Origin of the sequence: Nonomuraea sp. AD125B, assembly GCF_041402765.1 — a bacterium.
Taxonomy (GTDB): Bacteria; Actinomycetota; Actinomycetes; order Streptosporangiales; family Streptosporangiaceae; genus Nonomuraea; species Nonomuraea bangladeshensis.
This window is the reverse complement of the sequence record NZ_JBGLOU010000007.1, coordinates 149,934-171,603: the sequence shown is the minus strand read 5'-3', so window position 1 is coordinate 171,603 and position 21,670 is coordinate 149,934. Positions and strand designations below refer to the sequence as shown.

Genomic DNA, 21,670 nt, shown 5'->3' with positions numbered 1-21,670 from the left:
GGACATGCGCAGCAGACGGGATGTGCTCAAGTCCGCCGTGCTCGGCGGCGGCGCCGGCGTCGTGGCCGCGACCGCGCTCGGCTCGCTCGGCCCCGAGGCCGCCTTCGCCACCACCGCCGCCCCCGGCGTGGAGCCCGGCGCTCTCGACCCGAACTTCGCCGAGGGCAGGATCCGCTCGATCAAGGACAACACGCTCCTCGTCCTCGGCTCGAACATGGTCTTCCACACCATCCGCGTCGTGGACGGCACCAGCCTGTGGAAGCTCGGACCGGTCGGCTTCGACCAGGCCAGGCCGGGCGACGGCCTGTACGCGCGCGGCGTCCGCATGCCCGACGGGATGCTGGCCGCCGAGGCGGTGTGGCTCAACATCGTCAACATCAAGGGCCACATCACCGACATCAAGGACCAGACCCTCCGCCTGGACCACAACGGGCACGAGGTGCTGTGCCACGTCGTGCCCGGCAAGTCGGTCGCCATCCATTCCGAGTCGCCGCCCACGGCGGACCTGTCCCTGCTGAAGGTCGCCCAGCACGTACAGATCCTGGGCGCCTGGCGGCCGGACACCAACGAGGTCGACATCGCCACCGTGTTCTCCCCCCACTAGGAGAAGCATGATGAACGGGATCGCCGCGTCGCAGCCGTACGTGATCGCCCTCTTCCTCCTCTGGGCCGGGCTGATGAAGCTGTTCGGCAGGCGGATGCGGGCCCAGGCCGGGCGGAGCGCCCTGGCCGGGCTCGTCGGCGCGGCGCGCGCGGTCCCTGCGCTCCGCCTCGTCGGGCTGGCCGAGCTCGCCGTGGCCGCCGCACTGCTCGTCCCGCCGCTCCACCCCCTGGACGGCGCGGCCGCCGCGCTGCTGGCGGCGGGCTTCCTCGGCTACCTCGGCTACGCCCGCGTGGCCGCGCCGGCCGCGTCCTGCGGCTGCCTGGGCGACCACGCCAAGCCCGTGGACGTACGGTCCTTCGCCCGCGCCGGGCTGCTGCTCGCCGCCGGGCTCCTGGCGACGACCGCGCCGGCCGCGCAGCCGCCGCTGGTGCCCCTGGCCGTGCTGGAGGTCGTGGTGCTGCTCGCCCTCTCCTCCGAGCTGGACCGGCACTGGCTCGTCCCGCTGCGCCGCCTCCGGGTCCGCCTCCGCCCGCCGCTCGCCGTCCCTGCCCCCTCCGGGGACGTGCCCCTGGAGACCTCGCTGCACCTGCTGCGCCGCAGCCCCGCGTACTGCTCGGCGTCGGCGCGGCTCACCTCCGACGTACGCGAGACCTGGGACGAGGACGGGACCAGGTTCGTGGTCTACGGGGCGGGCCCGAGCACGGCGGTCTTCGCGGTGCCGCTGTCCGGCGACGACCCGCGCGCCGTCCGGGTCGCCCTGGTCGACGAGGCGGCGCTCGCCCAGTGAAAGGATCGGATCACGTACGATCCGAAAGGCACCTGCACATGGCTCCGAACATCGCCACCGCGCGCCGGGTCGACCGGCCCGAGCTCCTCGACTTCCTCCGCACCCGGCACCACGGCCTGCTCTCGACCGTCCGCGCCGACGGCCGCCCGCAGCTCTCGCCGGTCACCTGCGGCGTGGACGCCGACGGGCGGATCGTGGTGTCCACCTATCCCGAGCGCGCCAAGACCCGCAACGCCAAGCGGGACGAGCGCGTGTCCATCTGCGTGCTGTCCGACGACTGGAACGGCCCCTGGGTGCAGGTGGACGGCCGCGCCGAGGTGCTCGACATGCCCGAGGCGCTGGACGGGCTGGTCGAGTACTACCGGTGCATCGCCGGCGAGCACCCCGACTGGGACGAGTACCGCGAGGCGATGCGCCGCCAGGACAAGTCGCTGATCCGTATCCACATCGACCGCTGGGGGCCGATCGCCACCGGCGGTTTCCCCGCCCGGCTCGCTCCTTGAGCGGACCACTGGTCTTCAAGCCGATCGCAAGTACCAGGGCCTATCTGTAGTGGGGTGAAGTTCTTTGCCCGATCACGGAGACCCCTCATGCGTCGTCTGCTCGTCCTGTTCGCCGCCGCCGTCCTGCCCCTGGCCGGGGCCGCCGCGCCCGCCTCGGCCACGCCGGCCGTCTGGAAGTGGGGGCCCGTCTACTCCGCCGACGGCATGGCCGGCTCGTGGGGGAAGGTCTACCTCCACCAGTTCGGCTACCTCGTGGAGGGCAAGCTGGAGGACACGCGCGGCAAGGGCTGCGCGTGGGCGGTGCTGAAGGCGCAGGACGCGCGCAACGGCCGCTGGAAGTCGTACGGCTTCTACAACTGCCGGCCGGGCGTGGGCTCGTTCAAGAAGGACTACCGCAACGTGCTGCAGATCCGCATGCAGGTCTGCCGCGGCACCGCCTCCCGTCCCACGGGCGAGTGCTCCAAGTGGAAGCCCGTCCTCAAGCAGGGCTGACCCCGCTTCAGAGCACGTAGACCGCCAGCAGGGCGAGACCTGCGGCGAGCGCCGTGAAGGCGAGCGTACGCGGCTGCCTGGCGGCCTCGCGGCGCGAGGACACCACCAGCGTCACGAGCACCGCCAGGGCCGCCGCCAGGTGCAGGCCGTACCAGACGGGGATGGGCAGCCGCACCAGGACGACCTCGTCGGCGGCGCCGTATCCTGCCGCCCCGGCGACCGCGATCAGGCCGAGCACCGCCAGGGCGTACCTGACGCGGCCGAGCAGCGCCCAGAGCACGGCGCCCACCGCGAGCACCATCATCACCCTGGTGTGGAACGCCCGCGCGAACAGCGCGCGGGGCTCCTCGAAGCTCATTGTCAGGATCGACTCGTACGCGGCCGTCATCATCGTTCCGCGCAGCGGCTCGTACGCGCCCGCGTACGGCACCAGCTGCCCGCTCGGCGTGTAGAAGTACGCGAGGTAGGCGCCGGTCAGCAGGAGGAAGGCGAAGCCGTAGAGGAGCGTCTCCCCTACCAGTTGCCGGGCTCGGTCCATTCCCGGAATTTGATCATATTCAGGGCAGCTCGGCGATTCAGGGCGGCAGGGCGATTCAGGGCAGCTCGGCGATTCAGGGCGGCAGGGCGATTCAGGGCAGCTCGGCGATGGCGGCGCGGCTCCAGAAGCCGCCGTCCGCCGACAGCGTGCCGGCCGCCCAGGTCGTGCCCGACCGGGCCGCCCCCTCGACCTTGAAGAACTGTGAACGCTTCAGCCCGGGGATCGCCGGCAGGCGCGGCAGCGGGACCGCGGACCCGCCGGGCGCCGCCACCCGCCAGGTGTCGCGCAGGCGCGGGCTGCCGGTCACGACGAGGACCCCGCCGGAGGGACCGGCGGCCAGGCGTGGGCAGCAGTAGTGGCTGTCGCCGGGGGCGTTCTGCCTGCTCCAGCTCCGGCCGTCCCAGTGCAGGAGGATCGGCGGCGGATCGGCCGGCTCGTCCTCCACCTCGCCGTGGTTGAAGGTGTGCACGCCGATCGCCCACACGTCGTCCTCGCCCAGCACGAGCACGCCGTCCAGCGTGGCGCTGCCCTCGGGCGGCTTGGGCCGGGCGAAGGCGTACGTCGGAGTGGGCACCAGCCGCCAGGAGCGCCCGTCCCAGCGCATGGCCGCGGGCTGGTCCATCTCGCTCTCGGTGACGCCCGGCCCGGAGGATCGGAAGCCGACGGCCCACAGCCCGGTGGAGCCGGAGCCGCCGAGGGCCGACGCGTACGCGGGGAGCGGCACCTTCGTCCAGGACCGGCCGTCCCAGTGGGCGGCCTCCCGGCGGTCGGAGCCGTAGACGGCCCAGGCGTCGGCGGGCCCGAGCACCGCGAAGCCGGCGACGTACGGGGAGTCGATGCGCCCGGGGACCCGATGCCAGGCGGAGCCGTCCCAGCGTACGGCCGTCAGCGCCTGGACCTGGTCGTCGACCCCGAGCTCGGGGAGCAGCAGCCAGACGTCGTCCGGGCCGGAGGCGGCGATCCGGACGTCCGCGCCCTCGGGCACCGCGGCCGCCCCGGGCGGCGGATCGGCCTTGCGCCAGGCGGTGCCGTCGTGGTGGAGCAGCAGGAGCCGGTCACCTTCGGAGCCGGCGGCCCACGCCTCCCGGGGGCCGGCGGCGGTGACGCCGGTGAGGCGGGAGCCGGGCTGGTCGCTGACGTACGCGTAACGCCAGCCGCCGGGGGAGGCGGGGGGGGTGACCACCGGGCCCGGCGTCGGAGCCCCTTCGGACGGGGCCGTACGCGTGGGCGTGACCGTCTCCGTGGGCAGGGGTGTCGGCGCGGGCGACGGAGAACCACTCGCCCCCTGCCCCGCCGCGCATCCCACCGCCACCAGCAAGCTCGCCGCGACCAGCAGCGACGCTACGGCCCTCATCAGGCGAGAAGGCGGGCGGCGATCTGGATCCAGTCTTCGTCCTCCTCGGGCGTCTCGCGCGCCGTGACCCGGTCGGCCGCCTCCGCGAACGCCTGCAGCCCGCGCAGCAGCGCGATCCGCCCGGCGGGCGGCATCTCGCTGAGCACCCGGGCGAGGTCGTCCCGCCGCAGTTGCTGCAGCTCCTCGATGAGGGCGCGGCCGGAGGGGGTGAGGGAGAGCGTCAGCTCGCGCCGGTCCTCCTCGTCGTGGGAGCGCCGGACGAGCCCGGCCGCCTCCAGCCGGTCGCAGAGGCGGCTCGCGGACGAGGGCACCGCCCCGAGCGCCGTGGCCAGGCGGCCCAGGTTGATCGTCTCGTGCTTCTCGATGGTCAGCATGGCCTGGAGCTGGATGGAGGACACCTTCGTGACGAACGCCTGACGTGAGCGGCCCCAGACCGCGACCAGGGCCGCCGCCTCCCTCTCGATGAGGGCCCATTCGGTCGGTGGCAGGTGGCCGACGAAGGAGTCGAACGCTTCAACGGGTGGAACAGGCTCGTCAATCACACGCTATCCACTCAGTGAGGTGATGCCGGTCATGGTCGTTCTCGCCCGGGATGCGGCCCGGATGGCTTCGACCCCGGCTTGGGGTCCGGTGTCCAGTCGAGACATACCACGACCGCATCATCCAGCACTTCCATGCCCCGCCGGAAGTCCAGCAGTCCCCTGATCATCGTGCGGACCGCCTCATCGGCCGGCTGCATGCGCGTGGACTTGATCAGAGACTCCAGGGACGAGCCGCCGAACTCCGTACCGCCCTGGGAGCGCGAGGAGTAGACGCCGTCGCTGGCCACGATCAGCCGGTCGCCGGGCTCCAGCCGCAGGTGCTGCTCGGTGTAGGCGGTGTTGCCGAACATGCCGAGCGGGAGCTGCTGCTCCAGCTCGATGTGGCGGACCTGGCCGCCGCGCATGAGCAGCAGCCGCGGCGAGCCGGCGTCCACCAGCGCGGCCTCGCCGGTCTCGGCGTCGAAGCTCATCAGCAGGGTGGAGACGTGGAGGCGGCCGCCGTACTGGCTGTAGATGGCCTCGTCGGCGAGGCCCGCCTGCTCCTCCAGGCCCGCGCCCGAGCGGCGGGCGTTGCGCAGCGCGGTGATGGTGAGCGTGGTGAGCATCGCGGCCTCGACCCCGGCGCCCATACCGTCGGTGACCGACAGGATGAGGCCGCGCGGGCCGCAGGCCCAGTCGAAGTTGTCGCCGTAGACGGCGTACGCGGGTTCGAGCTGGCCGGCCAGGCGGTAGCCGTCGCCCTGGTGGCCGCAGCCGGGCAGCAGCGCCCACTGCATCTCGGCGGCGAGGGTGAGGCGGGCGGCGCGGCGTACGCGGTGGTAACGGTCGGTGATGCGGTAGGCGTCACACAGGATGTGGCCGAGCGCGGTGGCGATCTCCTGGAGGTCCTCGACGGCCTCCGTGCCGGGCGGCGTGCCGAAGCTCAGGCTGAGGACGCCGACGCGCTCGCCGCACGCGCTGACGGGCAGGTGCAGCAGGGCGCCTTCGCGCTGCGGCGTCTGCGAGGCGAACGTGCGGCCGGCGGGCGTGCCGTCGATGGCCAGACCACGTGCGCCGGGTGCGTACTCTTCGAGAACGGGACGGAGCGTGACCAACGCCGGGTCGGCGAGGAGCACCTCGACGCGCTCGACGGCGAAGTGCAGAGTCACCGCGTCGCGCAGCGCCTCGGCTACGGCATAGGGCGGAGCGGCCTGCATGGCCTGTCGCACCGCGTGAACGCCCTCGGAAATGCTGCCCAACGCATGTCCTCTTCTCCAGGCGCGTTCCGCGCGCCACCGATAAATTTGCACGATAGCAAATAACTCTGAGGTTACGTTCATCCAGGCCCGAACCTGCGACCGGAGTGACGATCCTATATATTTGCCACGCGACAACTAACCGGACGGTCACGGGAAGGATCCGGGTTGGGTGACAGTGAGCCCGCGGAGCCCGCGGCGACCCGCTCGCTGCCCATCCGCACCGAACGTGACCTGCTCACCGCCCGGCACGCGGTACGCGCCGCGTCCCTGGAGGCCGGGTTCGGGCTCATCGCGCAGACCAAGCTCATCACGGCGGCCAGCGAACTGGTACGCAACTGCTACGTCCACGGCGGCGGGGGCAGCCTGCTGATCGAGCACCTGCAGCCGCCGCCCCGGGCCGGGCTCCGGCTGACGATCTCCGACGAGGGCCCCGGCATCCCCGACCCGGACGTCGCGCTGGTCGACGGCTACTCCACGGGCCACGGGCTCGGCCTTGGGCTTGGCGGGGCGAAGCGGCTGGTGGACGAGTTCCGCCTGGCGAGCGCGCCGGGCCGCGGAACGACGGTCGTGATCACCCGCTGGACGTGAAAGATCCTCACTCCATAGCGGATCTGCTCACCTTCGTACGCGGGCCGCGCGCGTCCTCGCCGCCGCGGTGCATGATCCGTCCATGGTGTACGAGGCGGCAGCGGTGTACGAGGTGGCGGCCGTGTACGAGGCGGCGGCGGTGTACGAGGTTGCAGCCGGGCCGGGCCTGCCACGGGCGGCGCGGCGGTTCGACCTGGTGTTCGCGGGCCTGTTCCCCTGGCTCACACCGCTCGACGACGAACGTCCGGCGCTGCCGCCGCACACGCTCGCGCCCCTCCCCGAACTCGCCGCCCAGGCCGAGGACTCCCTGCTGGTACGCCGCGCCTCCCCTGAACACAAGTCCGCCGCCCGGGCACGGCTCGCGGCCGCCGCGACCGCCGAGCAGGCCCAACTGGAGGTGTGGGCCCGGCTGCTCGCCGGCTCGCTGCGGGATCGGGTGGAGGCCGAGCAGAAGGACGGCCGCTACTACTCCCTCCAGTCGCCCCTGGAGGCGATCCTCCCCCTGACCGCCCACCTCATGGCGGTCCACCTGGCCGAACGCCCGTTCCCCATGCTGCTCCCCGCCCTGCCCATCGCCGCCGCCACCCACGACCTCACGGGACCACACGACCCGTCCGGTGCGCTGTTCGCCGGCGTACGCACGGCGATGAGTGTCTGGGCCACCGCCGGAGTAACCGCCCCCGCCAACCCCCCAGCGCCCGGTTCCGGTCCCGGGACCGGGACCGGGACCTGGGCCGGGGCTGACGCCGGGACCAGGGCCGGGACCGACGCCATGTCCGGGACCGGAACCGGAGCCAACGCCGGGACCGACGCCATGTCCGGGACCGACGCCGAAATCGACGCCGGGGTCGGCGATCTGGTGACGCTCTTCTGGCGCCACGACGACGCCTCGCCCGACCGCGCCCAAGCCGCCGCTCACTTCCTACGCCGGATCCCCCGCCACGCCCTCGACGTGATCATGAACAGCCCGCCCGTCCAGCTCACCCCGCTCGGCGCGTACGGCGTCCGCAGGCTCCTGCTAGCCCACCGCTGGACGCTCAGCACGACCACTCCCGCCCCCTGACCGTGCTCCGACCAGACTCTGACCCTGCTCCAACCAAGCCCTGACCCTGCTCCGACCAGGCCCTAATCGCCGCACCCTGACCGGGCCCCAGCTGCGCTCGACGGGGGCCGGCCCTCCCCCAGCTCGCTCCCAGCCCCGCTCGCGCGAGAGCGGCCACTCCCGGCACCACCCGAAGCGGCCGCCCTCCAGCCGACCGGAACGTCAGGCTCGCGGCGCAGACACTGACCGCTGATCGGCCACCACGATGTCATCGAGGTGGAGCACGTCACCAGCACCACCGGCGGCGCTCCTCACCTCCAGCGAGACCGAGGCAGTCCCCGCAGGCGCGGTGAGCTGCCCCGTGAACTCCTGCCAGTCCGCGCTCAGACCACCGAGCGGAACCTGATCGGTCCGCAGAAGCTGCTGGTCGGCATCGCGCCACAGCACGCCGAGCGTCGCGGTGGAAATCCCGGAAGTACCCTGCCTGGCCCACACGCTGACCTGCTTGACGCCCGGCGTGGCGGCGAACCCGGGCCAGTTCGCGAGCTGCACCCCCCATCCACCGCCCTCGGTGACGTCGATCCGCAGCCCGTAGGCACCGCCGTGGGCCGCGCCGGCGGCTCTCTGCACGGAGCTGCCGTACCAGGCGGCCCACTGCCCGACCGACCCTTCGAGCGTCGCGGTGTCGGCGTCGAGGGCGTTGGACGAGGCGGGCGGCTCGGTCACGCCGTTGAGCGTGCTGCCCGCCTCCTGGTTGTAGGGGGCGGACCGCCAGGCGTTCCAGGAGATCGCCTCGCCCCACCCCTTCACGAACTTCCAATCACCGACATACGTGTTGTCGTGGAAGCTGTTGCCGCCGGTGAGCATGACGTTCTGCTGGATCTCCGCGACCGTGTACGGCATCCACGGCAGATTGTCGTCCCCTTGGGCGTACAGGGCCTGCACGCCGCAGTAAGTCCCGGCGCAGGGCACGTTCGCCTTCTCGAACCGGAACTCGTTGCCAAACACCTTGACGTTGCGCGAGTGCCAGCGGCAGTCAGTGCGGTAAGGCTCGTTCTTGATGGACGTGTAGCAGGGATGGGTGGCGTTGATGGGGTCGAGGTAGTCGTCGTCGTGCGGCTTCGGGATCACCGTGGGGCTGACGAACGGCGTGCAGTACGACTTGCTGGTGTTGCCGTTCGAGTTGCAGAACCGATTGGCGTTCTCGAAGACCGTGATGCCGGAGAAGTTGTCCTCGAAGTAGTTGTCGTTGATGGTGAGGTCCGAGCTGCCGCTCGTGCCGTGGGCGAGCCGCGCGTCGCCGCCCGACTCCGAGATGTAGATCGCCGGCGCCGGTGAGCCCAGGTTCTCGTTGCCGCTGACCCAGCCGTTCCGCCTGAAGGTGTTGCGGGTGATGGTGGCGTTGTAGCTGATCTCGTACCAGAGGCCGATGCTCTCGTTGTGCTCGATCCAGTTGCGGTCGAAGAGGAAGTCGACGTTGTTGGTGTCGGCCCAGAGTCCGATGCTCAGGTTGTCGTGTACGTAGTTCTCCGTGACCTTGGCGCCCTTGACGTCCCAGAACTTCGCGCCGCCGGTGCAGCCGCACCCTTCGATCTCGGCCTCCCAGTCGTCCTGGTTGTTGCCGGCGATCTCGTTGTTGTGCACGACGAGGTCCTTGATCGCCCAGTCGCCCTCGACCTGCTTCCTGTACGCGCTGAGGCCGTACTGACCGTTGTCCTTCAGGCAGCTGTGGCGGATCGTGTTGGCGTTCCCCAGGAACACCGCCGCGCCGTCGTTGTGGTGCGCGTAGAGATACTCCATCACCCAGCCGCTGCCGGCGTCGTGGTTGATGACGCCTTCGTCGTTGTTGTCCTTGCCGCGGCCGAAGTTGCGGATCTCCAGGTAGGCGATGCGCACGTTGGAGGCGTCACCGGAGAAGGCGTACCGATTGGTGTTCTTGCCGTCCAGGACGGCGCCCGGAGCCCCGATGTAGACGCTGTCGCTGCCAGGGAAGATCTGGCTGTACTCGCCCTCGCCGAGATCATGGATGCCCGGGGCGAACCAGTAGGTCTTGCCGGTCTGGCCGAAGTCGAAGCCCTTGTTGTTGCCGGCCGGAACCACGATGGCGCCCGACGGCGCGCTGGACGGCCCGCCCCGCCACGGGGCGTTGTCGCAGACTCGCAGGCTGTCCGGCAGCTCGGCGTACCAGCCACCGGCCGCCTGCCCCGCCGCCGCCGGGGCTGCGGCGTTGGCTGCCTGCCCGACGCAGAGGTTGGCGATGGCGACCACGGCCGTTAAGACGCCGATGACAACAGAATGTCGCATGATTTGACCTGTTCTGTCGGTGATGGTGCCTGCGAAGAGTAGCGCCCAAGATCGCCACCAGGCGGGCAATCCGCATCAGCCGCCCAGCCGACGACGGCGCAGCCGCCCGGCCGACGACGGCGACAGCCGCCCGCGCCGCGCCGGCCCGCTCACCCCTGGCCGACCGCGACGAACCCCGTACCCGCCCGATAGTTGGGCGACTGATGCCGGAAGTACGTGTTGTAGACCTCGCAGTAACGCCCACCCTTCGCCAGCAGCGTCGCGTGATCCCCCTCCTCCACGATCCGCCCGTGATCGAGCACGATGATCCGATCGACGTGCTCGATCGTGGACAGCCGGTGCGCGATCACGATCGATGTACGCCCCGCCAGCACCGCGTCAAGCCCTTCCTGGATCTGCGCCTCGGTCAATGGATCGACGCTCGCCGTGGCCTCGTCGAGCACCACGATCGCCGGGTCCTGGATGAGCAGCCGGGCCAGCGCGACGAGCTGCCGCTGCCCCATGGACAACGCCCGGCCGTGCTCGCCGACGTCCGTGAGCAGGCCGTTGGGCAGGGCATCGATCCAGTCGCCGCCGCCCACGGCCGCCGCCGCCCGGTGCACCTCCTCGTCGCTCGCCTCGGGCCGCGGATAGCGGATGTTGTCCGCCACCGTGCCGCTGAACAGGAACGGCGCCTGCGGCACCGCGCCGATCTGCCGCCGGTACGCGCCCAGCTCCAAGCTGCGGATGTCCTGCCCGTCGATCAGCAGGCTGCCTTCCTGGAACTCGTAGAAGCGGGTGATCAGCTTGCTGAGCGTGGACTTCCCCGCCCCCGTATGCCCCACCAGCGCGACCGTCTCCCCCGCCGCGATGGTGAGATCGAAGTCCCGCAGTACAGGACTGGCCGGGTCGTAACCGAAGGTGACGCCACGGAACTCGATGCGGCCCGCCGGCTTCCCGACCGGCCGCGCGTCGGTCTGCACCACGCGGGGCGGCGCGTCGATCAGCGCGAAGACCCGTTCGGACGCCGACAGCCCCTGCTGGAACTGCGACCAGAACGCCGCGATCGACGTCAGCGGGAACCAGAACAGCGCCACACTCTGCAGGAACAGGTACCACTCGCCCGCCGTGAGCCCACCCGCCACCACCCGCGCTCCGCCGAGCTGCACGAGCGCGACCGTGGCCAGCCCCGCCACCGTGAACAGCACGGGGAAGATGGTGGAGAAGACGAACCCCTGGCGCAGCGTCACCTGATAGCTCTGCTGGTTGATCGGCCGGAACTCGTCGTAGACCTGCCGCTCCTGCCGGAAGTTCTTGGCGACGGCGATGCCGCCCATGGTCTCCTGCAGGTTGGCGTTGACCCGGCTCAGCGAGCGCTGCGCCCGCCGGGTGCTGATCCTCGCCACCCGCCGGAACAGCAGCGCCAGCCCGACCACGATCGGCACCACCAGCAGCGTCATCAGCGCGAGCTGCGCGCTGCGCACGAACAGCAGCACCGTCACGAAGCCGACCATCAGCACCTGGCTGATGAGGTCCATCGTCAAAGTGGAGACGGTCGCGAAGTCGTCGGTGTCGGAGGTGACCCGGCTGACGATCCGCCCGGACGGCGTCTCGTCGTAGAACGACAAATCACGCGCCAGCACCGCATCAAAGGCGTCCTCGCGCAGCTGCAGCACGACATCGCCGGTGACCTGCGCACTGTGCTTCTGTCGGAGGTAGTTGAACACCCACGACAACACGCCGGTCCCCAGGATGGCCGCCACGAGCGCCGGCCCGGCCGCGCCGATCGTGCCGTCAGCGATGGCGTCCACGGCGAGGCTGCCGATAGCGGGCACCGCCGCCTGACTCGCCGACAGCAGCACGATCATGGCGGCGACCAGCAGCATCGGGCCCAGCTTGGGCCGGAAGTAGGACAGGATGCGCCGCAGCAGGTCACGATCGTTGTAGGTGCGGTCGTAGTCCTCGGCATCGAGTCCATCCATGATGAACCCCATCAGCGCACCCCTCCCTGCTCCCCTGCCAAAACCCGACCACCCGCACCCGGAACGCCGCTGCCCTGAACGCCGCCACCGTCACCCGGAACGCCGCCACCCGGAACGTCGATCTCGTCATAGTGAGCAAACACCCGCCGATAAAGCCGACTCCGCGCAATCAACTCGTCATGCGTACCGAAGTCGACAACCTCCCCGCGCCGCAGCAACAACACCTTGTCGGCCCACCGAATCTGCGAGAGCCGATGTGTGATCAGCAACGTGCTCCGCCCCTCCAGAATGCGCCCGACAGCCTGCTGGATCTTGTCCTCGGTCGCGGAGTCGATGGCGCTGGTGGAATCGTCGAGCACCAGAATCGCGGGATCGGTGAGCAACGCCCGCGCGATGGCCAGCCGCTGCCGCTGCCCTCCGGAGAGCGTGACGCCACGCTCCCCGATCACCGTCTCGTAGCCGTCCTCCAGCTCCCCGATGAACTCCGCGGCCTGCGCGTCCTCGGCCGCCCGCACCACCGCCTCGCGATCGGCCCGCTGCCCCAGACCGAAGGCGATGTTCTCGCTCACCGACCGTGAGAACAGCACGATGTCCTGCTCGATCGTCGAGATCTGCGACCGCAGCGAGTCGAGGTCCCAGTCGCGTACGTCAACCCCGTCGACCAGCACGCGCCCACCGGTGACGTCGTAGATCCGCGGCACCAGCTTGGTGAGCGTGCTCTTGCCCGACCCGGTCTCCCCCACGATCGCGACCGTCTCCCCCGGCTTCACGGTGAACGACACCCCGCGCAGCGCCGGCTCGCCATCTGCGGCGTAGCCGAAAGTGACGTCCTCGAAGACGATCTCGCCGCGAATCGGCGCGGCATGCCCGTCGGTCCGCTGCTCGATCTCACTCTCGGCGGTCATGATGTCGAGAATGCGCCGGGACGAGACGATGCCGATCTGGATGAGCGAAAACGTGAAGATCGACATCTGCGTCGGGAACCCGAGCATCCCCATGAGCCCCATGAACGCGACCAGTTCACCGACACTGATCGCCCCGATGCCCTGCAGATAAAGCGCATGCCAGAGCGCCCCTGCCATCGCGAACGAGAACAGCAACGTAGGCAGATAACGGGCCTGCACCAGCCCGTTGCGTACGAACGAGTCGCGGTAACGCCGCGCGCTGGCCCGGAACCGCAGCCGCTCCTGCCCCTCCTGCGCGGTCACCTTGATCACCTCGATGCCGCGCACCGCCTGACTGAGCCCGGCGTTGAGCTCGCCGAACTCCTCCCGCATCCGCGTCGCCACCGGGTTGAGCCTGCGCATGTAGGCCCGGAGCGCGATCACGAACACCACCGCGAACACCCCCGGCACCAGCAGCAGCCGCGGATCGATGGCCGCCATGAAGAACAGCGGGACGATGCCGGTGAGCCCGGAGTCGACGATGAGGTCGGCGCCCGGCGTGATCATGATGGAGAGCTGCCGGATGTCGTTGGCGGCCCGCGCCATGAGATCGCCCACACGCTGGCGGTTGTGAAAGGTCTGGCTCTTGCCGAGCAGGCTGACATACAGCTCGTCGCGCGCATCGCGCTCCAGCCGCTTGGCCAGCACCTCGCTCGACAGCCGCGCGACCAGGTCGAACACCCCGCGCGCGAGCACCACCGCCAGCATCGCGAGCGCGATGAGCCCGAGCGCGTCCAGCGGCCCGCCCCGGTGGCCGAGCACGGCGTCGAAGGCGTCGCCGATGTACTGCGGCACCATGGCGTTGAGCGTGGTCATGACCACGGACCCACCCAGGAACCCGACCAGATGGTACGGGTGCCGCCGCAGATGCGACCAGAGCCAACGCACGGGCCCACGCCGGTCGTGACGTGGACCCGCCACGGAGAACTCGGAACTGCTGCTCGTCACAGGCGCCGCCCCCGACCACGGATAGCTGACAGACTCGAACTCGCTTTCTACCACCGGCCTCCGACAATTTCCCAGCGGTTTACCGGCCCCGTCACCCACCTGATCACCGGCCCACCCGGCGACCACGACCACAGCCGGCTGCCGGACAACGCCCCACTTCGCGCCCAGTGGACAACAGTCCGCAAAATCGCGAGAATCACCCCACTACGCCCCTATCCGCGCCATTAAGCGCACAGCCCGCAGCCACCACCCAAGAAAAGCCGGAACGGAACCTCTTTTAGGCGCGCACGAAATCGCTTTTTCACCCGGCCCCATTATGCATATTCCCGCCCCGTCTTATACCGATTGACTGTGCAGCCGGAAATCGCGCTCTGTATCTCCCGCAACCCGGATACGCTGCGCATGGTCACTCGCCCGTCGACCGCCCACAGGGGACCCAGCATGGCGACACAGGAGCAGATCCATGCCGCCCGGCGGCAGATCGAGCAGTTGCGCGATCAGCACAGCGGCGATATCCGCGGCCTGATCCACCTCATTGACGCCGGCGCGATAAAAGGCCCTGCCGCCGACAGACTGGTACGCGACATCAACGGCTGGGACCAGGCGTACCGCGGCCTGTTCGACCGCGCACTCAACCTGCTGGACACCCTCCACCCGGAGGGCGCGACCTCATGACCCCCGGCCCGACGACACCCCTCGCCATCGACCCGACGCTGATGACCCAGCTCATCTCCCTGATGAAGCGCCTCAGCCAGACCGTCCCCGAGACCGGCGCCCAGGTGGACAAGGCCCTGAGCACGGTCCGGCTGAGCATGCCCGGCCCCGGCGCTGCCCGCGACATCGCCCACCAGATCGGCACAAAGGTCCCCGAACTACAACGCCGCCTCGACCTGATGCTCGCCGCCCAGAAGGTCGCGCTCAGCAGATCCCAAGCCCTGTGGGCCGACGAGTCCCAATGGGTCTCCGACACCCCCGCAGCCGGCGCCGCAACGGCCGACCGCCTGGCCGCCGCCCTCCGCACCGCCATGAAGAAGGGCGCCATCGACGCCAAAACCCTCGCCGACCTCCAGAAACACCAGAACGACCCATACTTCGCCATCGCCTTCGCCACCCAACTATCCCCCAGGGAGCTCAAGCAACTACTCACGTCCCTCTACCGCCGCAACACCACCGTGCTGGGCGCCGACCCGGAAGCGATCGCCGAGCTCGACAAACTGTCCGCCGCCCTGAGCACCACCCTCGCCACCGCCTCACGCGGCGCCGGCTCACTCAAGCTCCCGAAGGGCTACGTCGACCAGCTCCTGGAACACCTCGACACCCCCGAAACCGCCTTCGCACTCAACAAACTCCTGCGTACCGGCCGCTTTGACGACACCTTCCTCCGCGAGCTGGCCACCAAGGTCTACGACTACGAACGCAAACAACCCCCAGGCTCCCTGTACTGGCACAACCTGACCCCCGCCACGCAACCCGCCAACGACCTCCCGGCCGCGTACAAGGACCCACTGGCCGCCGTAGCAGCCGCCCTCGCCCACAACCCCCGAGCCGCCCAGGACTTCCTCACCGACCCCCAACGCAAGCCCCTCGACTACCTGATGCGCGAACGCACCTGGTACGAAGCCACCGACACCGACCTCGGCCACGCCCTCGAAGCCGCCACCACCACCTTCCGCGACCACGACCTCCCCCCAGGCGGTTCCCGCGGCTACAAGTCAGCCCTGATCGCCTCCTGGACCCTCCACTTCTGGACCAACCCCTCCGTCCAGTCCAACCTCCGCAACACCCGACAGAGCGTAGGCAACATCCTCAGCTCGTACATGAGCGACCTCAATCGCCTGTCCAGCCAACGGGTCTCACAGCAGCCCGGCGTCACTTCCGCCTCCGACCCCGATCCGCACATCAAAGGTGTGCAGCCGTACGGTGCCATGTTGGACCGAAAAGGTGTCATGGACGTGATGAAATGGGCTTTCGCTGATCCCACCGTGCTAAAGACGGTGGTGACAGCACAGGGACAGTACAGCATCAACGTGCTGAACGAACGGGCCGCCAAGGTCGCTGAACAGCTCCACTCGGATTTCGAGAAGTGGCGTAAAACGAATCCCGAGGCGACCGCCGCCGAGATCAACGACCAACGTCAGAGAATCCTGGAGGGTCTCATGACAGGCCCAGACGGCTCAGGATTCAGCTCAGACATAGAAAGGCTGAGCCGGACCCTGTATTTGGTCACCGACGCCGGCAACATTGCCCACATCGAGAAGGCCGATGCGCGCGACCGGGTTTTCGGCGCCTTCAAGGACGCTGTCACCAGTGTGACCGACCTGATCCCCGGACCTCAGGGCAAGATCAGCAACCTGCTCTTTGAAAAGGCCAAGGCAGGAGTGTTCGGGCAGGTGACAGGCGAACAGGGATCGGTGGCACGCAGTGAGGCGGAATCCACACTCGGCCAGAGCATCGACATGTTCACCGACATCACTGCGGACGTCATGATGCAACACGGGCTCTTTGGTGACGGCGAAGTGCCGGCCAGAACACACCCCTATGCATCGATCAACCACCCCCGCGGCTCCGAGGGGGATTTCGTCGCAGGCAACAAGATCGTGCCCTGGAGCCAGATGAACCAGCAGCAACGCGACGCCTACACGGAGTGGCTCGACCTAGCGGAGACGGGGACGGTCTTCCGTGACCCATCGAACGCGGTGAGAGAAGGATTCGGTCAAACCGCAAATTCCAAAGGACCAGGCAGATGAGGTCGTCCGCCCTTGCAGCCCTGCTGATCACAGTCGCGCTCGCGACAACTGCCTGCGATTCCGCACCTCCTGCTGATACGAAGCCACTGGGTAACGTCACAGCGAAGCCGCAGGAATGTGGCCTGATCTCCCGGCAGGCCATCACCCGAGCCACGGGATTGCACGACTTCCTAGCCACCGGAAGTCGGCCGGGTGACCCCTTCAGCCGCTGCATCGTGCGGAAGCTGCAGAACGACGAAATCGGAGCGGAGCTATCTATCACCCTCGACAATCCGTCGGCTCTGTCCCTGGCGGAATTGGAAGGCACGAAGAAGGCCGACCACGGAGTGGACCTACCAGCAGACATCGGCCCTGGATTCACCGCTCAGTTCGAAGGCAAGCACGGCTTGAGCACCTACGCCAACGCATGGACCCCCGACGCTCGTCGACTTCTGACCATCTGGATCACCCCCGGCGCTCCAGGCCGCGACCACAGAGCGGACGCCATCGAGTTCGTCCGCCAACTCAAACCCATCCTGCTCTCTCCGTCCAAGTGACGCGGCGAAGGTCTCGCTGACCGCCCATCGGCGACTCGATCGCGCATCATCCAGCACGCCCGCTCAGAAGCAGGCTCCAGAGACGTTCCGCCCGAGCGCACGCGAGCCACGCCGTCTCGTGCCTCTCCACGCCGCCCTCCGAACGCACTACACGCTGGATGAACATGAGCCCACCCGCCTGACAGAGCTCGTAGACCACGGACCTGCACTCACAAGTGTGATCACGTACCCGCACATGTGACGTTCGGTGACTCGGCGCTCGCCAGACGAGCCGCTGATACCCGTCCTGGAACGGCGCCGGGTGCAAGCCATGCCAACCTCGCTCACCCACGGCACGCTTCACCTTCCGGATGCCGCTGAGAAGATCATCTGGGACGGCCGCCCGCTCGACATCCAGCAGCGTCCGCAAACAGGCTCAAGCAGCGGAACGTCACCCCAACAAGCCGTGCGAGCGACATCGGCTTGTGCTCCGTCGTCATCGCACGATAGGTCCGCCCACACCACCCGCCCAGCCTCGTCACCCGCAACCCCGAGCCGGTCGGCGAGCGCAACAACGATGCTGAGCCCCCGCCCGCTCTCAACCAGCCCTCTCTGATGCCCTGACTGAAGACTGGGCTCATCCCAGCCGCCTGCGTCCTTTACCGCAACCCGGACGAAAGCATCGGCGGACCATATCCCGACCGTGAAAAAGCTGTTGGCCGACCTGGTGTGCAGGATGGCGTTACCAACGAGCTCGGCCAGACACGAGATCGCGTCATCACGTACCGGTGAGTCCTGGAGCAGAGCATCGGCGAGCCGCCGCACCTTCCCCAGTTGTACGCGTTCGCCCGGGAAATCACCCCGCCAAGCCATCCCGTTCATTGCCCCGCCCTTCCGCACCCGACGACAGCTTCCGCCGTCACTCACCGCGACCGTCTCGATACTGACATGCACTCTGCAAACTTGCACAGCGAAAAGATGAATGTCTCCGAGGCGCGCAGTGCACGTGTAACGTTCGGGACAGCCAATCGAGGTGGTGACCATGAGCGGAAAGCGCGGGGTGACGCTCCGAGCCCAGTGGCTCGGCAAGCATCTACGAGAGCTACGCGAACGCGCTGGGCTAACGCTCAAGGAGGCTGGCGAGTACCTCCAACGCGACGGCTCCACGGTCAGCCGCTTCGAGACCGGTCTCTACCCCGCCCGTACGCCTGACGTCCTCGCCCTCCTTGACCTGTACGGGGTCACAACGTCTCAAGAACGCGAAGGCTTGGTTCGCCTGAGCCGCGACGTATGGCAGAGCGGCTGGTGGGACAATTACTCAGGGGACGTGTCGCATGGCATCGTTGACTATGCCTGGCTGGAAGCCCGCGCTGAGAGCATCTACTCCTTCGACGCTCTGATGATCCCTGGCTTGCTCCAGACCAGGGACTACATGGAGGCCGTCATCCGCGCGGCGGACCCGGACGTGACCGACCACCAGACCAACCGCTGGGTCGACTTCCGGCGCGCCAGACAGGGCATTCTCACGGACGAAGGCCCACACCTCTCGGTAGTCCTGGACGAGTGCGTGCTACGCCGCCCGATTGGCGGACCTGGAACCATGCGGGACCAGCTGACACACCTCGCGAAGCATGCCACCGCCTCCAAGATCGAAATCCGCGTTCTTCCGCTCAGCGCGGGAGCACACGCCAGCCCTGACGGCGCCTTCCGTGTCTTCCAGCTCCCCCAGCCCTTTCCAGCCATCGCGTACGTTTCAACCCCAGCGGGAGCAATCTATGTCGAAGGAGATACCGCCGATAGACTTAAGCTGAAATATGACCGCATACGAGATAACGCGCTCAGCACCAAGAGTTCGCTGGAGCTGATCGGGGCGGTCGCTGAGAGTTTCGCCGACGCCTAAAGGACGGAGCCGCCCTATCATGACCACTCCCGAGGTCGCTTGGCACATCAGCAGCTTCAGCGCCGATGGCAGCGGGAACTGCGTAGAAGCCGGCCCTATCCAGGACGGGTCCGGCCGGGTGGCCGTTCGCCACAGCAGGCTTCATGGCGAAGTGATCATCTACACCAAGGCCGAGTGGCAGGCTTTCGTGGCCGGAATCCGCGCAGGAGAGTTCGACTTCTTTGACTAGCCTCAGCGGTGAACCCGGCCGTTAGCACCCTGCCAACGTCCCCCGGAGGGCTATTCAAGATCTGGAAAAGCCTCCCGGATGATGCTAAGGAGCTTGGCTGCGCCAGCCTGATCGAACTGCAGGGTCTGACTGACTTTCTTCGGAGACTGTCTGCCATCGGACCCATAGGTGCTCAACTGGAGTATGCGGCCTTCAGCCGTATGCACCACTTGATAACCACACTCGACCTCGGTCGGGTGAAGCCCGGCATTTTGCTTCGTCCTGGAAAATTCACGCACAACCGCCAAAGCATCCTCCTTGCAGATGAAGACCGAACTTCTTATAGAGGTAAGCGGTAAGCGCGCCTCATATTCCGACCTGCTTGGCCGCGATATCCGACTACGATCTTTCGCCGGCGCAGGAGCAAAACAGTCATCCGATACGGTTGGCGGCGGTCCGTCCCTTGTTCCAGCTTTCGATGACCATCTGGTAGCACTGACTCTCTCGTGACCCAGTACCGCTGTTGTTGTAGCCGCCATTCGACGCGCGGGTCAGCGCTTCAGACCTCCAGCGCGCGGCCAAACCCCGTTTGAGCATCTTCTTGGCCAGGTCATCGTCGTCGACATTCGCACCGTGACGCCCGAGGAACATGGCCACTCCTCCCAGGATTACGCCGTCCCAGGACTCTTTGTCCCTCCCCCAAGCCAGTTCGACAACCCGCAACGTTCGATGCAGAACTTCGGGTCCATACTGCTTCGTGATCCTCAAGACGGCCGACACCGCACCGACGCTGTTCGTCGAGCTTGACCCCAAGCCGAGCTGGTGATCCTTCAGCACTCTGTCGATGCTCACACAAAGCGCATCCCCCGCAGTCAGCCCAACCCTGTACTCGTCCAGCGTGCTGACTTTTGCTGACTCTCGATTCTTGATGAGGAAGAGAGTCGCCTCTTGCTGCTGGTCGAGGCCATAGTGGATCTCCGCTTTGAGGGTGCGAAGGCCCCGCAGTCTGCATGCCTCAGTTCTGTGCATGCCGTCAACCACGTACCGAAGGCCGTCGGCGCGCTCAGAAACCACGATAGAGCCGAGAGCGTCCACGATGAGCCCATCGGCGATGCTCTTCGCCCGCTTCGGGTTGAGCTTGCGCTGTGCATCCTCGTCAATCTTCAGCGTATCGATCTCAACCTCGACACCGTAGTCGACGCGGTGATCTGGGAGTTCGTACTGGAAGCGAGACTTGGCCACTCGAAGGACTCCGTTCTCGGATGCTAGCTAGGCTTCTTTTTCTGACGCTCTTGCGGCGGTTCCTGGTGGGTACCGACGCTCTTGAGAAACTCAGTGGCCACCTTCGGGTCCGTCGTTGACACGGTCCAGCGCTCACTTCCGCTTCGCTTGTCCCAGTGCAAAACTCGACGCTGCCCACTCTGATCAGCGAGTGAGCCAACCAGTGCGGTGAGGACCACGAACACAACCACCGCAGCCCAGGCCAATGTGCTGTGCTTCATCTCGGTGGCGAGGTTGACGGCAATACCCAAGCCAGCCGACACCACAGCGCCCCAAAGCGCCCAGGATTTGAGGCTCATATCCGAGGACCTCTCAGGACGGACTCTCAACGATGTAGGCCGTCCTGGTCACATGCGCGACTCCCCACTCGGGCCTGACGAGAGCGTAGTTGAAGACAGCTAACCCGCACAACCAGAACCTATATGAACTAGCATCACAGATGCCCAACAAGCATTACTAGCTCGACATTTTCACAGGTCACAGCTTCTCCTGCAGCTCAGACATCCAGCAATTTCGCGACGAACGCACGACTCGACCTCAGGCCCTCATCACATAACGACAACCGGACAAATAGGGTCAATTAGGCACAAAAGCGTGCATTAGGGACGGTATCGATGCCTAAGGATTCGACTGCCCGCCCGGCATGAGCTACATGCTGAGTCGGTAACAACGAGATAACGTCCGTCAGATACTTTCGCCCCTGCGAGCGGTCAGCTCGTAAGGGCTCTTGCGCCTGGCGAAGCGACCGCCTCCGCCGCCGCCTCTTCTTCAAGAGGCGCGACGAAGATCACCTGGCCTGAATGGTGACTACCAAGCCTTTCTCGCGCAGAAGTTCCGTTGCATGGCGTACTGAGCCACGAGCGATCCCACGCTCCTGCTGCATCGAGCTCTCTCAGGGGGCATCAGAGACTAGCTTTCTGCGGCGTCCGCGTCGTCAGGTTGGCTGACGAAGGTCCCCTTGCCCAAGACGGAGTACAGCGTGCCGTCTGCGAGTAGGGCGTTCAGCGCCCGGCGCGCCGTTCCCTTCGACACGCCCAACTCGACCGCCAGACGCGGCTCACCCGGGACAGGCATTCTGGGCCGATAGACCCCGTCGGCGATCCTGCGCCGGATCTCGTCCGCCACCGCCTGCCAGCGAAGCTCATCGGGCTTGAAGTCCATATGGGTAACGATA

The 21,670-nt window shown here is 67.7% G+C and carries 22 protein-coding genes; 11 read left to right on the top strand and 11 right to left on the bottom strand.

Annotated features, from left to right (window positions below):
• Window positions 1–4 precede the first annotated feature (4 nt).
• The 4 genes from ACBR40_RS20160 to ACBR40_RS20145 all read left to right on the top strand — a co-directional run bounded on the left by ACBR40_RS20160 (window position 5) and on the right by ACBR40_RS20145 (window position 2,386).
• Complete coding sequence (locus tag ACBR40_RS20160; RefSeq protein ID WP_344211385.1) at window positions 5–604, top strand: cell wall protein; 600 nt, start codon at window positions 5–7, stop codon at window positions 602–604.
• Window positions 605–611: 7 nt separating this feature from the next.
• Window positions 612–1,391, top strand: coding sequence for a MauE/DoxX family redox-associated membrane protein (locus tag ACBR40_RS20155; protein WP_371249717.1), 780 nt, complete (start codon window positions 612–614; stop codon window positions 1,389–1,391).
• 38 nt (window positions 1,392–1,429) lie between these two features.
• Complete coding sequence (locus tag ACBR40_RS20150; RefSeq protein WP_371249716.1) at window positions 1,430–1,894, top strand: PPOX class F420-dependent oxidoreductase; 465 nt, start codon at window positions 1,430–1,432, stop codon at window positions 1,892–1,894.
• 87 nt (window positions 1,895–1,981) lie between these two features.
• Complete coding sequence (locus ACBR40_RS20145) at window positions 1,982–2,386, top strand: hypothetical protein (protein ID WP_371249715.1); 405 nt, start codon at window positions 1,982–1,984, stop codon at window positions 2,384–2,386.
• Window positions 2,387–2,393: 7 nt separating this feature from the next.
• Here the strand turns inward: ACBR40_RS20145 and ACBR40_RS20140 are convergent, their stop codons facing one another.
• From ACBR40_RS20140 to ACBR40_RS20125, 4 genes are all read right to left on the bottom strand, one after another.
• Window positions 2,394–2,924 (bottom strand): hypothetical protein, encoded by a 531-nt coding sequence (locus ACBR40_RS20140; RefSeq protein ID WP_371249714.1) that lies wholly within the window; start codon window positions 2,922–2,924, stop codon window positions 2,394–2,396.
• Window positions 2,925–3,015: 91 nt separating this feature from the next.
• Entirely contained in the window at window positions 3,016–4,278 is a 1,263-nt protein-coding gene (locus ACBR40_RS20135; RefSeq protein WP_371249713.1) for a hypothetical protein, read from the bottom strand.
• Window positions 4,278–4,820, bottom strand: coding sequence for a MarR family transcriptional regulator (locus ACBR40_RS20130; RefSeq protein WP_364455503.1), 543 nt, complete (start codon window positions 4,818–4,820; stop codon window positions 4,278–4,280). The genes ACBR40_RS20135 and ACBR40_RS20130 overlap by 1 nt, the downstream gene beginning before the upstream one ends.
• Window positions 4,821–4,849: 29 nt before the next feature.
• Window positions 4,850–6,058, bottom strand: coding sequence for a PP2C family protein-serine/threonine phosphatase (locus ACBR40_RS20125; RefSeq protein ID WP_371249712.1), 1,209 nt, complete (start codon window positions 6,056–6,058; stop codon window positions 4,850–4,852).
• A 165-nt stretch (window positions 6,059–6,223) separates the two neighbouring features.
• Between ACBR40_RS20125 and ACBR40_RS20120 the strand changes: the two genes are divergently transcribed.
• On the top strand, window positions 6,224–6,646 hold the full coding sequence (locus ACBR40_RS20120) for an anti-sigma regulatory factor (RefSeq protein ID WP_344211401.1): 423 nt from the start codon (window positions 6,224–6,226) through the stop codon (window positions 6,644–6,646).
• Window positions 6,647–6,728: 82 nt separating this feature from the next.
• On the top strand, window positions 6,729–7,709 hold the full coding sequence (locus tag ACBR40_RS20115) for a hypothetical protein (protein WP_371249711.1): 981 nt from the start codon (window positions 6,729–6,731) through the stop codon (window positions 7,707–7,709).
• Window positions 7,710–7,910: 201 nt separating this feature from the next.
• Here ACBR40_RS20115 and ACBR40_RS20110 read toward each other — a convergent pair whose 3' ends face one another.
• The 3 genes from ACBR40_RS20110 to ACBR40_RS20100 all read right to left on the bottom strand — a co-directional run bounded on the left by ACBR40_RS20110 (window position 7,911) and on the right by ACBR40_RS20100 (window position 13,713).
• Window positions 7,911–9,992, bottom strand: coding sequence for a right-handed parallel beta-helix repeat-containing protein (locus ACBR40_RS20110; protein ID WP_371249710.1), 2,082 nt, complete (start codon window positions 9,990–9,992; stop codon window positions 7,911–7,913).
• 149 nt (window positions 9,993–10,141) lie between these two features.
• The gene (locus ACBR40_RS20105) at window positions 10,142–11,953 is read right to left on the bottom strand and encodes an ABC transporter ATP-binding protein (protein WP_371249709.1); all 1,812 of its coding nucleotides are present in this window, start codon (window positions 11,951–11,953) and stop codon (window positions 10,142–10,144) included.
• Between the two features lie 11 nt (window positions 11,954–11,964).
• Complete coding sequence (locus ACBR40_RS20100) at window positions 11,965–13,713, bottom strand: ABC transporter ATP-binding protein (protein ID WP_371249708.1); 1,749 nt, start codon at window positions 13,711–13,713, stop codon at window positions 11,965–11,967.
• Between the two features lie 573 nt (window positions 13,714–14,286).
• On the opposite strand from ACBR40_RS20100, the gene ACBR40_RS20095 reads away from it, so the two are divergent.
• The 3 genes from ACBR40_RS20095 to ACBR40_RS20085 are packed head-to-tail and all read left to right on the top strand — an operon-like array spanning window position 14,287 to window position 17,128.
• The gene (locus ACBR40_RS20095; protein ID WP_371249707.1) at window positions 14,287–14,520 is read left to right on the top strand and encodes a hypothetical protein; all 234 of its coding nucleotides are present in this window, start codon (window positions 14,287–14,289) and stop codon (window positions 14,518–14,520) included.
• Window positions 14,517–16,592, top strand: coding sequence for a DUF6571 family protein (locus tag ACBR40_RS20090; protein ID WP_371249706.1), 2,076 nt, complete (start codon window positions 14,517–14,519; stop codon window positions 16,590–16,592). Before ACBR40_RS20095 ends, ACBR40_RS20090 begins: the two co-directional genes overlap by 4 nt.
• Complete coding sequence (locus ACBR40_RS20085; RefSeq protein ID WP_371249705.1) at window positions 16,589–17,128, top strand: hypothetical protein; 540 nt, start codon at window positions 16,589–16,591, stop codon at window positions 17,126–17,128. The genes ACBR40_RS20090 and ACBR40_RS20085 overlap by 4 nt, the downstream gene beginning before the upstream one ends.
• Window positions 17,129–17,467: 339 nt before the next feature.
• Here the strand turns inward: ACBR40_RS20085 and ACBR40_RS20080 are convergent, their stop codons facing one another.
• A complete protein-coding gene (locus tag ACBR40_RS20080; protein WP_371249899.1) occupies window positions 17,468–17,980 on the bottom strand; it encodes an ATP-binding protein in 513 nt (170 codons plus the stop codon).
• A 169-nt stretch (window positions 17,981–18,149) separates the two neighbouring features.
• Between ACBR40_RS20080 and ACBR40_RS20075 the strand changes: the two genes are divergently transcribed.
• Both ACBR40_RS20075 and ACBR40_RS20070 read left to right on the top strand, forming a co-directional pair.
• Window positions 18,150–19,007, top strand: a complete 858-nt coding sequence (locus tag ACBR40_RS20075) for a helix-turn-helix domain-containing protein (protein ID WP_371249704.1) — start codon at window positions 18,150–18,152, stop codon at window positions 19,005–19,007.
• Between the two features lie 19 nt (window positions 19,008–19,026).
• On the top strand, window positions 19,027–19,236 hold the full coding sequence (locus tag ACBR40_RS20070; protein ID WP_371249703.1) for a DUF397 domain-containing protein: 210 nt from the start codon (window positions 19,027–19,029) through the stop codon (window positions 19,234–19,236).
• A 411-nt stretch (window positions 19,237–19,647) separates the two neighbouring features.
• Here the strand turns inward: ACBR40_RS20070 and ACBR40_RS20065 are convergent, their stop codons facing one another.
• The 3 genes from ACBR40_RS20065 to ACBR40_RS20055 all read right to left on the bottom strand — a co-directional run bounded on the left by ACBR40_RS20065 (window position 19,648) and on the right by ACBR40_RS20055 (window position 21,657).
• On the bottom strand, window positions 19,648–20,457 hold the full coding sequence (locus ACBR40_RS20065) for a DUF6551 family protein (protein ID WP_371249702.1): 810 nt from the start codon (window positions 20,455–20,457) through the stop codon (window positions 19,648–19,650).
• Window positions 20,458–20,480: 23 nt separating this feature from the next.
• On the bottom strand, window positions 20,481–20,795 hold the full coding sequence (locus ACBR40_RS20060) for a hypothetical protein (protein ID WP_371249701.1): 315 nt from the start codon (window positions 20,793–20,795) through the stop codon (window positions 20,481–20,483).
• Window positions 20,796–21,405: 610 nt separating this feature from the next.
• A complete protein-coding gene (locus tag ACBR40_RS20055) occupies window positions 21,406–21,657 on the bottom strand; it encodes a GntR family transcriptional regulator (protein ID WP_371249700.1) in 252 nt (83 codons plus the stop codon).
• Window positions 21,658–21,670 lie beyond the last annotated feature (13 nt).